This is a genomic window from Psychromonas marina (assembly GCF_030161115.1).
Classification (GTDB): Bacteria; Pseudomonadota; Gammaproteobacteria; order Enterobacterales; family Psychromonadaceae; genus Psychromonas; species Psychromonas marina.
On record NZ_BSPQ01000013.1, the window covers coordinates 30,551 to 46,479 of the forward strand.

The window sequence follows — 15,929 nt, forward strand, 5'->3', positions numbered from 1 at the left end:
TTTATGTAGCTTATAATCGATAATATCTTGCAAATGGATTTGCATAATGCAAAAAACCTCTCGTAACACCTCATACAAAAATCATAACCACTTGTTTTTTAATAGATAAATTTCTTGGCACGCCCCGTGCAATAGTTCATCTAACTTCAACAGTAAATGGATGAAATTATGAATATTGAACAGTTTGAAACAGACAATAACAACCTCATGATTACGCTAAGTGGCGAAATGGATGCCCTTGGATGTAGTAAAATTCGTCCTAATTTAGAGCAGATAAGCGCACAGAAACAAGCGCATATTGTTATCGATATTAGCAGGGTGAGTTTCATTGACAGCTCGGGTATTGGCGCGATTGTATTTCTCTTTAAACGCCTTAAAGAACAACAGCGCACCATGAAAATTACCGGTGTACAGGGGCAACCAAAAGAGCTGATGCTATTACTGCGTATGGACTCGGCGATCACCATGGAATGTGTAGCAGACGAGGAGATGATGCAATGCGCCCACTAATCCAGACAACAGTCACTGCAGTAAGCCTAGCAGTTTTACTCACTACCTCAGGCTGTTCAAGTAAACCACCACAGGGTAAAGGCGGTTTAGCAGAGCATGATTATAGTAATCAAAACAATGACTATAGCAATGCTGCTGACCACCCTATTGGCCTTGAAAATGCAGTTTATTTTGAACAGCAATTATCACAACGTCATTTAGATGCATTATTAGCAGCAGGTGCAAATACTTGTTTTCCTGCTAGCATAACCACCATCAAAATTCGCCAAGCAAGAATTGCTCGTCAATTACAGGGCGGCCTTGAACTTGATGCGGTTAACGATTTGATCATCCAACGTGATCAACTCAGTCGTTTAGAACGTCGCCTTAATTACGTACAACTACAGGATAGCTGCCTACCCTCGGACAGCTACAACGGTAATGTCTCAGGTAATATCGCCAAATCTGCAATGCCAATGGCAGAAAGTAATCAGAGCTTAACGGCACTTAGCGAACAACAATTGAAAGAGATCAATGCGCTACTTAATAACAATAACCAATTTGTGATTAACTCAACAGCACTGAATCCACGTTATATTGGTCAGCTTTCTGAAGCAACACAGCTATTACGTGCACACCCTCAATACCATTTAAAATTAACCGGTCACGCAGACTCAAAGGGTGACCCGGCAGAAAATGTAAAACTTTCATTGGCACGTGCTTCACAAGTAGAACGCTACCTACTTATTTTTGGCTTGAGCCCTAACAATATTGAGGTTAATGGCAGCGGGTCAAATGAGCCACTTTTTTCTGATGACCAACCACAAGTAAGATTAGTCAACCGTCGTGTCAGCATTGAACTGATCAATGCAAATAATTCACCAGAGGTTACGCCAAAATGAATATTTTAAACTTGAAAAGTACGTTGTTATTTATATTCTTATTGATAGCAATTAAAACACCGTTAATGGCCGATTCACAAGATTACCAAATCCAAAATGGTGATCTATTACAAATCTCATTACCTGGTGAAGCGGCACTCAAAGCCCCTTTTCAAGTGGACAGACAGGGACGCATTATACTGCCTGAAGTCGGCGCAATGCAGGTTAGTGGATTATCAATCCAAGCGGTAACATCACAAGTGAGTGATCAACTAAAAACAGTATTTATTGATGTCGATAATCTTTCTGTTTACCTACTTAAAAAACAACTTATTATCAGTGTACGTGGTTACGTTGAAGAGCCCGGTGAGTTTACCTTACAATCTGATGCGTCAATTCAATTAGCCATTTATGCAGCGGGCGGTCTACGTAAAGGGGCACAACTGGATAGATTGCAATTAATTCGTGATAAAAAAACCACCGTATTTAATTATAAGAAATACCTAGATAGCGGTGATAGCAGCCTATTACCAACTTTAAGATCAATGGATGCACTATTCATTCCTGCATCACCGATGACGGGTAATATAGAGGTTGAATATAACCCTTCTGATATTACTAACGCGGGCGATTCAGCCGATAGCAGCACATCAATTAAAGTGTTTGGCGAAGTCAATCACCCCGGCAGCTTTGCATACCGAGAATCAATGGATATCGTTGATTTACTGATGGGCTCTGGTGGTGTGACACGTTATGCAGGTGTAGAAAAAATTCGTGTAATTACCGATGGTCAGCCTACCTTATTTAATCTAAAAAAATACCTTGATAGTGGTAATCAACAATACTTACCAACCATTAAACCCGGTGCGACTATTTTTGTTCCGAAACAAGAAGAAGAGATAAAAAGCGGTGCAAACATGGTTTATGTAATGGGCGAAGTCGCTAAACCAGGAGCCTATGAAAGTACCAAGGGCGCAACCTTTATGGACATTCTTGCGAATGCTGGTGGACCAACACGTTTTGCAGAATCACGTCAAATTAGAATTATCAAAGCCAACAACAGCATCATTGCATTTGATTTAAGCGCATATACAGAGGGACGCCTTAACAACATTCCTGCTATCTCGCCTGGTGATGCGATCTTTGTGCCTGAAAAAACCGACATGAATGAAAAATCGTGGCTTAAAGTGACACCAAACAGAGCAGTACGTGTATTAGGCTCGGTTGTTCACCCCGGTCGTATTGAATGGTCAGATGAGATGTCATTACTGGACCTATTAGCACACGTTGGCGGCCCAACACCGGAAGCGGATACAGCAAATATTGAAATCGTGGTGCCAATGGGTAATGGCAGTACTAAGGTACATCAATTTAATTTAAATGCATTTTTAAAAGATGGCATGAGTGACCAGCAACTCCCTGTTATCAGAGCCGGCAGTACGATCATGGTTCAGCAATTGCCACAGGACCCAAGTGATAACAAATCACAGTGGGTACGCCAGTCTTCTGAAAAATCTATTTATATCTTTGGTCAAGTTGGCGCACCAGGGCGTTACATGTTTACCAATGAAATGAATTTTTTGGATATCCTCGCTGCCGCTGATGGCCCAACTAATGAAGCTGACCTGCGTAATATCCGTATCAATCATCGTGATGATATGCGTAAAGGCGTGAGCAAGTTAGACCTTGCATTGTATTTTGAGACCGGTGATGACCATCTATTACCACAAGTTAGCACTGGCGACACGATCTACATTCCAGAGAAAGATCGTATCTGGTTAGATAAATCAAAAGAGAGCACCGTACGTGTATTAGGCGCAGTCAACAAACCCGGTCGCTACCGTTTTGATGACACCATGACCGTATTAGATCTATTAGCAGAATCAGGCGGCACAGTAGAAGACGCCTACATTGAAAATATTACTGTCGTTAATATGTCATGTTGTCGTGACCAAGCACGTAACTTTGATTTAAAAGAGTTTACCCGTAGCGCAGCATTTGCAGACCTACCCGTTTTAAGAGCCGGTGATACTGTTTACATTCCTTACCGCAGCGAAAGTGGTTATGAGAAATTCCGTAAAGGCTTAACCGATGTCATTCAAATTGTTGCGCTAGGTGCATTAATAGGCCTGTTATAAAGCAATTGAACGTATTGCAAACCGATAACTGAATGGAAGAATAGACATGAATATACCCTATCAGAATATGGAAATTGAACAGATTTACACACAACTACTCGCAACCCCAAAAACATCGTTAGCCGTTTGCTCTGCTGAACAAGGGGAAGGTGTGACTAGTCTGGCGTTTGCATTAGCGCAACGTTGCTTATTAGCCGGTCATTCAACACTGCTGGTGGATCTCAACCTCTACCGTCCAGCGATTAAAGGTGTGTTAGCGATTGATACAACAGCACAGCAAAACAGCACTAACGTGATCAGCAAACATGAAAACATATTACAACAACCACAGCTCGTATTTAGTCAACATAGCACGATCGTTGTCAGTGGCGTGGTTGCGCCTACAAAAAGAGAACATGTCATGAGACTGCGCCAACCGGGCATATTAGAGCAATGCATCGAGCAATGGTTGCAGGAATACGATACAGTAATCATTGATAGTTCGCCTTTAAATCGTGTTAACGCACAAAATATTCCTGCTGAGCGTGTTGCAGCAGCTTGTCATGGTGCGTTACTAACAGTGCTGGCAGGAAAAACATCGGAAGCCTCTGTGCACAGTGCGGTAAGCAAACTCAATAATGCCAACGCACAATTATTAGGCAGTGTATTTAATGATCGCGACAACCCAAGTTTAAAAAATGAATTGTTACGTGAAATAAAACGCATTCCAACACTATTATCATGGCTTAGTCGCCCTTTAACCAACATGATTAAACGTAGCCGTTTTTTAACTTTCGATATTTAAGCAATAGGATGTTTAAGTGATGCATAAACTATTATTAGCGATCAGCCAGCCCGTTTCAGCACAACTACCACGTGACTTTCGCCATGCTTTACAAGAAATAATTACCGATCAGATACCTAAACTGATCCAACAACGTATATTACTTTGCCTGTCTGAAGCACTGACTAACCTGATCGAACATGCTAAACCACCAGCAACAGAAATTAGCATTCATTTCACGCAAGAAAGTGATGGTTGGCAATTAACGATATTTGATAATAGTGATGCTTGGGATTGTACTGAAAATTTAGATGACGACCTGTTAACGGAGTTCTCTGATCAAGAGAGTGGCCGTGGTATCGCACTAGTACATGCACAGAGTGATAAAATCGATTATCAACCCGGAAGCAATGATACACCCAATCAGTTACTGCTATTTTGGGCGTTACCAAAAGTACAAATCAAGCAAACCGTCTTAATAGTAGAGGATAACAACAGCCTGCTATTATTATATAAAGCCTACCTGATTAAAAATTATCACGTTGTCACGGCGTTAAATGGTTACCAAGCCCTTGAAATATTAAGTACCCATCATATTGATATCGTATTGTCCGATATAAGAATGCCACAAATGAACGGGTTATCACTGCGTAAAAAAATCAATCAACAATCAGGCAGTGAATTAATCCCTTTTGTTTTTCTTACTTCTCAAGATGATGAAATGGTGCAGGAGCAAGCAGCACAACTAGGCATTGATGACTACTTAATCAAACCGGTGCAAAAAGCACAATTAATTAATGTCATTAAACGTATTTTAGGACGCTCACAGCAAGTTTATCAGCAATTAACTACGCGACTGGATAAAAAAATCACCGATTCATTACCTGCAACCCTAGCAACAAAAGCCCATGGCTGGCGGATGCAAGTGGCAAGCCGTCATACTGGCTCTGGTGGTGGTGATCTCTTGCTACAACACAACTTTACCGATAAAACGCAATTGCTGCTTACAGATATAATGGGCCATGATGACAGTGCAAAATTTTTCTCCCATGCATATGGAGGCTATTTACATGGATTGATACAATCGATGCAATCAAGCCAAGCACCTGGTTACATCTTACAGCAACTTTCAAACCGTGCATTGGATGACAAACTGCTATCACAAGTGACCCTTACCTGTTGCTCGTTACAGTTATCTGAAGCGGGCAAAATAAGCATTGCTAGCGCCGGGCACCCTGCTCCGTTATTGATATCCAACGATAATATCAGTGAAATTGATACATCTGGCGTATTACCGGGTCTGCTTGAAGATTGCTACTATGAAAGCAACAGCCTGACAATTATACCGGGACAAAGAATCGCCCTGTTTACAGATGGTTTATTTGAATCAGCAATAGACAATACCGCCCGCGAACAGCTGCAACAAAAGATAACCGCATCATTATTATCAACATTAAGCCTGCCAATCGAACAGGCATTAAAGCAGGTAATGACCGTATTCGACCAGCTAACCAATGCTCAACCCAGTGACGATACCTTATTATTGTTACTTGAACCTATTGAGTGAGACAAATAAAGGTCAGTAGCAATTAACTATAAGCTGTCTAAATAACAGCCAAAACAGCATTAATTTTCACCAAGCAACTGATATATAAGCTAACAATGAGAGGCAGGTAGCATTACTAAAAGCAATATAGTGATATAAATTATTTATCAACAGTGAGGAGCAACTATGTTATTTTGGAAAAGTACAAAAAAAATTCTCATCATTGATGATGATCGCACCCTATTAAGACGTCTTTCTATACATTTAGAAAAAAATAAAGAGTTAGAGATTATCGTCTCCGATAATGCAACTGAAGGGCTAGCCGTCGCTCAGAAAATACGCCCGAACTTGATTATCCTTGATTGGATGTTACCAGACATTCAAGGTATCGACCTGCTGGCGACACTAAAAAATAGCAAAAAAACCAATAAAATTCCGGTAATTATGCTCACGGGACGCAATAAGATAGGCAATATAGAAGATGCCTTTGAACGTGGCGCAGATGATTATATGGTTAAGCCTTTCTCACTACAAAAATTAGCTGAGAAATCATTTTTTCTAATGAAATAAGCTGCTACCTCATCCATAATTAAAGTATTACAAATTACACGACTCAAAGGATTGAATCATGAATTACTGTTTATTAAGCTCAATAACTCCCCGAAAAATTATTATTAAATCAACCACAAGCGTTAACTGGCAATAGCCGTCTCCTGCAGCATATAGCATGCTATGCGCTAATCTAGGCTATCTCAAGATTATCAATAAAGGTATTAATAATGAGTTTTCGTTTAAAAACACTACAGGGTCTTCTAATCACTAAATCAATATTATTCATGATATTGATTTTCTGTGGCGCAGGTTTCGTGAGTGAATTCAATCAAGCGCATTTAAAACAACGTGCTGAATCAACCGTGTTATTGTTTAGTGAGACATTGAAAGAATCCCTTATTACTCATGACTTAAAGACCTTAGCAAGCTTTACAGAAGATCTGCTCGCACTTCCAGATATCAGCTATGTGCGTATTAGTAATAACGATTTTATTGTGGCGGAAGGTGCTGATAACGAATATTTAAACCGTACAGCGCCTACTAATAGCTCACTGCTTCATGGCAGTAAAGAAACGTTTGATATCAGTATTGGTGTTATTGAACAAGGGGTATATTATGGAAAAATTGAAATTGCCCTTTCTGTTAATCAAGTCCAGCAAGCCAATGCGCTAGTTAAGAAATGGCTTTTCCTTATTGTCTGCATTGAAATAATTTTCTCGGTCATCTTTTCATATCTACTTCATCGATATATAAACAGAAAAAACGTACATAAAGAGGATCTAACCGACCAGCATTTCGTCCCAACTCAAGCCTCTGCTGACATTGAAACGGTCAGTAACGATGAGCATAACAAAAACAAAAGCCACCTCGGCACTAAACAGAGTCAAGCACATAATCACGCCATCCTTTCAGCGTCTTTAGATGCGATCATCACCATTGATCAGGCGGGTGATGTGATTGACTATAACCAAGTCGCCGAACAAACCTTTGGTTGGCGCTATGATGAAATAGTAGGTAATAATCTTGCGGAATTTATTATCAATAAAGACAGACGCCATGCACATAATAATGGCATCAAAAAGTTTCTACTGACAAAAGACTCACCGGTGCTTAAACAGCGTTTACAACTCACTGCGCAGCATAAATTAGGGCATAGCTTACCAATAGAGATTAATATTGCACCGATTGAAACCGAGCAAGGCATGATATTTACTGCCTTTATTCGTGATATCACCTCACGCTTAGAAGCTGAAACAGAATTACGACTTGCGGCACAAACCTTTGAATCAAGTGAAGCGATGTTTATCAGTGATGCACAGGGAAAAATTATACGTACCAACCAAGCTTTTCGTACGATTACCGGTTACGAGCATCATGAGGTTGAAGGTAAAAGTCCGAATATTTTATCTTCAGGTCGCCACCCTGCTGAATATTATAACAGTATGTGGTCAACCTTAGTGTCACAGGGTAAATGGAGCGGTGAAGTCTACAATAAACGTAAAAATGGGGAGATATATCCAGAGTATTTAAATATCTCTGCAGTGATAGATAAGGATCAAAATATCACCCACTATATTGCCCATTTTATGGACATCAGTGAACAAAAGAATACTGAAGAAAAATTACGCTTAGCACGTAGCCAAGCAGAAGCGAGCAATGAATCTAAAAGTCATTTTTTAGCGTCGATGAGCCATGAAATACGTACCCCAATGAATGCTGTATTAGGCATTTTAGATCTGTTGGAAGAAAGCCCCCTCTCGACCAATCAATTAACACTGATCTCAACCGCGCGAGACTCTGGTGAATTGTTAATGACCATTATCAACGATATTCTTGACTTCACCAAAATGGATATCGACGAACAAGTCTTGCAATCGAGTACTTTTGATCTTCCCCATTTACTCAATAATTGTGGCAGTTTGCTTAAACACTTAGCCGATAAAAAATCTCTATCACTTAATATAATCGCCTCGGAACAACTGCCACGCTTTGTTAAAGGAGATCCGGATCGGATCCAACAAATCCTCATTAATCTGATCAATAATGCCATTAAGTTTACCGAACAAGGTAGCGTCACATTAAATGTACAACTTGATAGTAAGCAAAACAGTACTAATGAACCGTTATTGGTCTCTTTTCAAGTCATCGATACAGGCATTGGTATTCATGAAAATAACCAAGCACTGTTATTTGAAGAATTTACCATGGTTGACCAAACCCACAGTAGAAAATATGAGGGAACAGGATTAGGGTTAGCTATTTGTAAACGCCTCGTAGCATTGATGAATGGTGAAATTAAACTGCACAGTGAATTAGGAAAAGGCAGTAGTTTTGAATTTACTATCGAACTCGGCATAGCAGATGAGAACAGTATTCAGCAGATGCTTAATAAAGGCAACATTCAGTACCCTGCTGAGAATACGCGTATTTTACTTGCCGAAGATAACATCCCCAATCAAATGGTAATAAAACGCATTTTAGAGCTATCGAAACTCTGTGTCGATGTAGTGGCGAATGGGCATGAAGCCATTGAAGCAGTGCAAAATAAGCAATACGATATTATATTAATGGATATATCCATGCCCGAAATGGATGGCATGACCGCAACAAAAGTTATTCGTGAATTACCCGGTGCAGTGTCTAAAATACCCATCATTGCACTCACCGCACATACCCTAAGTGGTGACAAAGAGCGATTTTTAGCCGCGGGTATGGATGATTATTTGAGTAAACCAATTAAACGCGCCGCTACCTTAGGATGTATTGCACACTGGACCAACTCAACGGCCGCCGATAACAGTGAGAAAAGTGAAATGAGTGAGCTAAAGAGTGATAATGATAGCGATCAAAATTATGTTGATGAAAAGGTCTTGTTACAACTTGTTGCTGACACCGATGCTGAGATAGTGCCTGAATTAATCACCCTGTATATTGAAGACAGCCTAGAACGTATTGAAAGAATCAATACAGCTATCACAAAAGAAGATATCTATACGCTAGAATTTGAAACACATACCGTTGGTAGTAGTGCTGCCGCACACGGAAATGCTAAGCTTTATGAACTAGCAAGGAAAGTGGAAGTTTTATGTAGAGATAACCAGCATCAACAAGCATTAAAAGAAGCAAAACAATTGTTAGATGTTGCGGATAAATCGTTTGACCTACTCACAAAACGTGCCCAACAAGGCTTTATAGACAGCACCTCATAATTAAAACAAAGTATAAATAGGGACATCATAAATGACTGCCAATCCAAGAGTACTAATTGTAGAAGACTCTATTCCGCAAGCTAGATTGTATGAACAATATTTAAAAAATAGCCAATTAGATTTAACCGTGGTCACCACCGGTGCTGAAATGCAGAAATTTGTTAAAGAGACACCACCAGTTCTCATTTTACTTGACTATAAATTACCCGACATGGATGGTCTAAGTATCCTTAATTGGATGAATAAAGAGAAGTTCAGTTGCTTTGTAATCGTTATTACTGCACATAGCTCAGTTGATGTCGCGGTTGATATGATGCGTGCGGGTGCAGATGACTTTCTTGAAAAACCAGTCTCTGCTAGTCGGCTAAAAACCTCAGTAAAAAACTTACTTGAACGTGCTCGCTTACAAAGCCTATTAGATAACTATCAAAGTACATTTGAACGAAAAAATTACCACGGTTTCATTGGCTCAAGCCTACCGATGCAAGCGGTATATCGTATTATTGATGCAGCAGCACCAAGTAAAGCGACAGTTTTTATCACCGGTGAAAGTGGTACTGGTAAAGAGGTGTGTGCAGAAGCAATTCATGCACAGGGACCACGCGCTAAAAAGCCCTTTGTAGCATTGAATTGTGGTGCTATTCCTCATGATTTAATGGAAAGTGAGATATTCGGTCATGTTAAAGGTTCTTTCACTGGCGCATTCTCAGATCGTCAAGGTGCGGCTTCACAAGCCAATGGTGGCAGTCTATTTTTAGATGAAATATGTGAAATGGACCTCGACCTACAAACCAAATTGTTACGTTTTATTCAGACCGGTACCTTTAAAAAAGTGGGTAGTAATAAGCTTGAAACGGTTGATATACGTTTTATCTGTGCAACCAACCGCGATCCTTTAGATGATGTTGCTAAGGGACTGTTCCGTGAAGATCTGTATTACCGTTTACATGTTTTACCTGTACAGTTACCCGCTTTACGTGAACGTGGTAGCGATATCATTGAAATTGCGACCACGTTTTTAACTGAATATGCACAAGAGGAAGACAAAGCCTTTGTCACCTTCTCACCTGAAGTGAAAACATTGTTAATGGAGCAATATGATTGGCCAGGTAATGTACGCCAATTACAAAATATTATTCGTAATATTGTGGTATTACATAATGATACTATTGTGCAATTATCACACCTACCCGCACCGCTTAATAGTATCGATACCACTGCAATAATATCCAAATTAAGCAATAATGCGCCGCAACAAGGTAACCAAACTCAGGTAACGATGAGTACTGGCTTGGGTGATCAAATTCAACCCCTTGCAGAGGTCGAACGAAATACCATCGAACATGCAATCAACTACTGTGATGGGAATATTCCCAAAGCAGCCGCACTATTAGATGTCAGTCCTTCCACGATTTACCGTAAAAAACAGGGCTGGGAATAACTGTTTCGATAAATAAAATAACCCATGGGTGAATATGCTTTCACCCAAACGCTATTTAAGATGAAGCCTTTTTGCTAAACGATGTAAATTCCCCGTATCTAGGTTGAGTTTCTTAGCCGTCACTGACCAATTATTTTTACTGTCGTTATAAGTTCGTTCAATCAATTTAGCTTGAAAATCATCGGTTGCCTGCCGCAAACTAATCGCAACCGTTGGTATCTCTTGTAATGCCAGATCAATTGTTGCTACTGATTCTGTCAAAAGATGATCTTCACTTAGTTGAAAGTGTGGTGGTTTTAAGTGTAAATGAGCAACCTTATTTTTAGCATCAATGTGTGCACTACTTTGAGACTTAGCGATGACAGCAGCACGATTAATAGCATGCTCTAATTCACGTACATTACCCGGCCATGTATAGCTAGTGAGCAACTTAATGGCATCGGGATCTATAGATAAATGACTAAACCCCAGTTTTTCACGGCATCGCTCTGCAAAAAAGCCAGATAATAAGACTACGTCATGTCCGCGCTCTCTTAATGGGGGGACATGTACTGGAAATACATTTAATCGATGGTACAGGTCGGCACGAAAGCGCCCTGCTTTTACTTCTTCATGCAATGCACGATTTGTCGCAGCGACAATACGCGTATTCACCTTTAAGCTTTGCTCATCACCAACACGTTGTATATCGCCATACTGTAAAGCACGTAATAACTTAGCTTGCAACGATAAAGGTAATTCACCCACTTCATCTAAAAACAACGTACTATCATTAGCTAGTTCAAATTTACCTTTACGATCACTGATAGCGCCGGTAAATGCCCCTTTTACATGCCCAAAAAGTTCACTTTCGGCAACTGATTCGGGTAATGCGGCACAATTAAGATAAATTAAATTGTTTTTACAGCGGCTTGATTGTGCATGTAACGACGAAGCCACGAGCTCTTTACCCACGCCAGTTTCACCCGTAATTAATACCGATAATTCAGTGTCCGCCACCGCTTTTATTTGCGATTGTAAATCCACGATACCCACTGATTGACCAATCATCTGCGTAGGCAGAGGCTCATATGTATCAAGCATATCAACACGGTTAAACATACCGGTTTGATTTTCTAACTTTTCTAATAACAGTGAAGTATGCAAACTGGCAGCAGCAAGCGCACTAATAATACGTAGATCTTCATTAGAAAATTTTTCAAATTTATGCGTATCAAAAGCATCAATGGTGAGTGCACCAATCAGATGATCGTTTGCAAGCAGTGGTAAACCGATACAGGAATGCACATTTAACTCACCTTTATGATTCACGATCAGTCCATCATAGGGGTCAGGTAATTCACTATCAGCAGGGAAACGTACCACGTCACCCGCACGCGCAATTGCCTCCAACCTTGGATGTTGCTGAATATTAAAGCGACGCCCTAATACCTCATCATAAAGCCCATTAATCGCCAGAGGAGAGAATTGTTGGTCTTGGAAAGCAAGTAATGCTGAGGCATCACAATTAAACAGGTGTCTGATAACAGATAAAAGACGATCAAAGCGATCTTGGCTGGATACACTATTAGTCAGATCAATCGCTAATTGCGTTAATGCCTGATGCTTATTTTTCATTTTCAGCTCCTACCTATAACAGATTTTTAATATGTCATTATGACACTATAATTGTATAAATGACAATAAGGACGAACTGTCATTATGACCCCCCCTGTAAAAATAAAACCAATTATCACATAAAATCATACACTTAAAAACATGGCACAGCCTATGCAATAGTGTAGATAACTTTATAAATAATCCTAAAATAATACAGGCAAAAAACATGACTATTCATATTAAAAATAACATACATTGGGTTGGACAACGTGACTGGGAAGTAATGGACTTTCATGGTACTGAGTATAAGACAACACAAGGAACTAGCTATAATAGTTACCTTATCCGCGAACAGAAAAACGTGTTAATCGATACCGTTGATCATCGCTTCAGTCTGCAGTTTATTCAAAACCTAGAGATGGAGATAGACCTTAACGAGATTGATTATATCGTCATTAATCACGCTGAAGAAGATCACTCCGGTGCTCTTGCATCATTAATGGCTAAAATTCCCAACACACCTATTTATTGTACTGAAAATGCGATCGATTCTATTACTGGTTTACACCATCACCCCGAATGGAACTTTAACATTGTAAAAACCGGTGATACGTTAGACCTAGGTAATGGTAAGCAACTTATCTTTATTGAAACACCGATGTTACATTGGCCAGATAGCATGATGACTTACATGACTGAAGATGCCGTGCTATTTAGTAACGATGCATTTGGTCAGCATTACTGCGATGAACGTTTATTTAACGATGAAGTGGATCAGAAAGAGCTAATGGCACAATGTCGCCGTTACTACTCAAATATCTTAACGCCATTTAGTGCATTGGTGACGGCTAAAATTCATGAGGTATTAAGCTTTAACCTACCTGTTGATATTGTTGCAACCGCACATGGTGTTGTTTGGCGTGAAGATGCAACGCAGATCATCCACCAATACTTAGAATGGGCAGATAATTATCAAGAAGATAGAGTCACTATTTTCTACGATTCAATGTCTAACAATACACGTATGATGGCTGATGCTGTTGCACAAGGTATTAATGATATTGACGCTGCAGTATCAGTAAAAGTATTTAACGTATCACGCCACGATAAAAATGAAATACTTGAAAATGTATTCCGATCTAAAGGTGTATTAGTTGGCTCTTCAACCATGAATAACGTCATGATGCCAAAAGTAGCAGGTATGCTTGAAGAGATAACGGGTCTACGCTTTAAAGACAAAAAAGCAGGTGCATTTGGTAGTTATGGCTGGAATGGTGGTGCTGTTGATCGCATCCATACACGTTTAACTGACGCTGGCTTTGAAACTATTGTTGGCCTGAAAGCAAAATGGAGACCAGATGGACAAGCGATGCAAGCATGCCGTGAACATGGTCGCCATGTTGCAAGAAGTTGGGCATTACATGATTTGCACAATGTTAAAACAATACAGGCTGCTGTGGCAGACAAAGTAGCACAAGCAGTAAATCCTTCACCAGTAACACCGGTCAATGCAGCACCTGTTACTCAAGCAGCAACGAATGAAATGGCGGCCGCTGACTCACAAGAGATGTTATGTACGGTATGTAATTGGGTTTATGAACCTAAGCTAGGTGAACCAAATCAAGAAGTAGCACCTGGCACACCGTGGAATGAGGTACCTGATACTTTCCTTTGCCCAGATTGTGGTCTTGGAAAAGATGTATTTATCCCCGTTGCTGGAGAAAAAGCATCATGAATCCACCTATTATCATTATTGGTAGTGGCTTTGGTGCCTATCAACTCATCAAAACGATTCGTCGCACTAACAAAGAGCAACCAATTAGCGTTTTTACACTTGATGCGGGTCACGATTATAACAAACCCGATTTAAGTCATGTATTTAGTAAACAGCAAAGCAGTGCAGATCTTATTCGCACCAGTGCAACGGATTTTGCTAGCGAGTTTAACATTACGCTACATCCTTTTACTGAAGTGGAACATATCGATACCAAGCTACAACAAATTGTTGTGCAAGGTATCGTACACCCATACTCAAAATTGGTGTTAGCAACCGGCGCAAAAACGTTTATTCCACCGATGTTAGGTGAGATGAATAATGATGTGCTCACCTTAAACAGCCTACAAGAATTTGAAAGTGCACAACCACAACTACAACATGCACAGCGTATATTAGTAATTGGCGCAGGACTTATCGGCACTGAAATTGCGATGGACCTTGCGAGCTGTGGTAAAAGTGTCACGGTGGTGGATCCAAGTGAAGCGGTTATGGCAAACATGTTACCGACCATCATTGCTGATGCATTACAGAAAAAGATGCAAGCAGCGGGTATTACCTTCAAGTTAAACAGATCAATTAGTTCATTAAGCCGTACTAATACTGGAATTTGTGCACTGTTAAACAGTACTGAAATATGCGAAGTAGATTGTGTTATCTCAGCGGCAGGATTAAAAGCAAATACTGGGTTAGCAAAAAACTCGGGGCTAGAGGTTAACATGGGCATATTGGTTAATCAGCAGTTACAAACTTCAGCACAACATGTTTATGCATTAGGTGATTGTGCTGAGATCAACGGTAAAGTGAGAGCCTATTTACAGCCTATTATGTTAAGCGCTAACGCACTTGCAAAAACATTATTAGCACAGCCAACAGATTTAGCGTTGCCAGCAATGCTGATTAAAGTAAAAACGCCATTAATGCCGATTCAATTAGGTGGTGACACAGTGATGGGTGCAACTTCTTGGCAAGTTGAAATTGATGAGTTAGGCAGTTCAGTAAAAGCCTATAACCAACATAAACAGATGATAGGTTTTGTTGTCACCGAGGGGCATATGAAAAATGCTTTTCCACTATTACGCGCATTACCTGCGAACCTTTAATAACAAACATTAATCAGCAGGCTTTATTTAGGCCTGCACCTTAGGAGTTATATTATGTCTCATTTACGTATTCCAGCAAACTGGACAATCCAACGTTCAACCCCTTTTTTTACTAAAGATAATGTACCAAACGCACTGCTTACACATCATAATACGGCCGCGGAAGTATTCGGTCAGTTATGTGTTATGGAAGGCACCGTGACTTATTATGGTTTCGCAGATTCAGATGCAACAGAGCCAGAAGTCAAAGTGGTTATTGAAGCGGGACAATTCGCGACAAGTCCTCCACAATATTGGCACCGTATCGAATTAAGCGATGATGCGCAGTTCCATATTAACTTTTGGTCCGATAAAGATAAAACAGACCAAGCAATGTTCCATAAAAAATAATTGCTAAATGAAATTACAATATGAATAAAAAAAATGCCACTTTA

At 40.0% G+C, this 15,929-nt stretch carries 12 protein-coding genes; 11 read left to right on the top strand and 1 reads right to left on the bottom strand.

What is annotated here, in order from left to right; translation table 11 throughout:
- Positions 1 to 168 precede the first annotated feature (168 nt).
- The 8 genes from QQK09_RS12135 to QQK09_RS12170 all read left to right on the top strand — a co-directional run bounded on the left by QQK09_RS12135 (position 169) and on the right by QQK09_RS12170 (position 11,019).
- The gene (locus tag QQK09_RS12135) at positions 169 to 510 is read left to right on the top strand and encodes an STAS domain-containing protein (protein WP_284204416.1); all 342 of its coding nucleotides are present in this window, start codon (positions 169 to 171) and stop codon (positions 508 to 510) included.
- Positions 498 to 1,391 (top strand): OmpA family protein, encoded by an 894-nt coding sequence (locus tag QQK09_RS12140; protein WP_284204417.1) that lies wholly within the window; start codon positions 498 to 500, stop codon positions 1,389 to 1,391. Before QQK09_RS12135 ends, QQK09_RS12140 begins: the two co-directional genes overlap by 13 nt.
- Positions 1,388 to 3,508: an SLBB domain-containing protein gene (locus QQK09_RS12145; protein WP_284204418.1), complete on the top strand. Its 2,121-nt coding sequence runs from the start codon at positions 1,388 to 1,390 to the stop codon at positions 3,506 to 3,508. The genes QQK09_RS12140 and QQK09_RS12145 overlap by 4 nt, the downstream gene beginning before the upstream one ends.
- 46 nt (positions 3,509 to 3,554) lie before the next feature.
- Entirely contained in the window at positions 3,555 to 4,292 is a 738-nt protein-coding gene (locus QQK09_RS12150) for a P-loop NTPase family protein (RefSeq protein ID WP_284204419.1), read from the top strand.
- A 19-nt stretch (positions 4,293 to 4,311) separates the two neighbouring features.
- Positions 4,312 to 5,838, top strand: a complete 1,527-nt coding sequence (locus tag QQK09_RS12155; protein ID WP_284204812.1) for a response regulator — start codon at positions 4,312 to 4,314, stop codon at positions 5,836 to 5,838.
- A gap of 165 nt (positions 5,839 to 6,003) precedes the next feature.
- Positions 6,004 to 6,387 (top strand): response regulator, encoded by a 384-nt coding sequence (locus QQK09_RS12160; RefSeq protein WP_284204420.1) that lies wholly within the window; start codon positions 6,004 to 6,006, stop codon positions 6,385 to 6,387.
- A gap of 209 nt (positions 6,388 to 6,596) precedes the next feature.
- The gene (locus QQK09_RS12165) at positions 6,597 to 9,578 is read left to right on the top strand and encodes a PAS domain-containing hybrid sensor histidine kinase/response regulator (RefSeq protein WP_284204421.1); all 2,982 of its coding nucleotides are present in this window, start codon (positions 6,597 to 6,599) and stop codon (positions 9,576 to 9,578) included.
- 31 nt (positions 9,579 to 9,609) lie between these two features.
- Positions 9,610 to 11,019 (top strand): sigma-54-dependent transcriptional regulator, encoded by a 1,410-nt coding sequence (locus QQK09_RS12170; protein WP_284204422.1) that lies wholly within the window; start codon positions 9,610 to 9,612, stop codon positions 11,017 to 11,019.
- A gap of 51 nt (positions 11,020 to 11,070) precedes the next feature.
- Here the strand turns inward: QQK09_RS12170 and norR are convergent, their stop codons facing one another.
- Complete coding sequence (gene norR, locus QQK09_RS12175) at positions 11,071 to 12,636, bottom strand: nitric oxide reductase transcriptional regulator NorR (RefSeq protein WP_284204423.1); 1,566 nt, start codon at positions 12,634 to 12,636, stop codon at positions 11,071 to 11,073.
- Positions 12,637 to 12,844: 208 nt separating this feature from the next.
- On the opposite strand from norR, the gene norV reads away from it, so the two are divergent.
- Genes norV through QQK09_RS12190 form a run of 3 tightly spaced genes read left to right on the top strand, consistent with a single transcriptional unit; the run spans position 12,845 to position 15,885 of the window.
- The gene (gene norV / locus QQK09_RS12180) at positions 12,845 to 14,353 is read left to right on the top strand and encodes an anaerobic nitric oxide reductase flavorubredoxin (RefSeq protein WP_284204424.1); all 1,509 of its coding nucleotides are present in this window, start codon (positions 12,845 to 12,847) and stop codon (positions 14,351 to 14,353) included.
- Complete coding sequence (gene norW / locus QQK09_RS12185; RefSeq protein WP_284204425.1) at positions 14,350 to 15,495, top strand: NADH:flavorubredoxin reductase NorW; 1,146 nt, start codon at positions 14,350 to 14,352, stop codon at positions 15,493 to 15,495. Before norV ends, norW begins: the two co-directional genes overlap by 4 nt.
- A 54-nt stretch (positions 15,496 to 15,549) precedes the next feature.
- A complete protein-coding gene (locus tag QQK09_RS12190) occupies positions 15,550 to 15,885 on the top strand; it encodes a TehB family protein (protein WP_284204426.1) in 336 nt (111 codons plus the stop codon).
- The last annotated feature ends 44 nt before the right edge of the window (positions 15,886 to 15,929 follow it).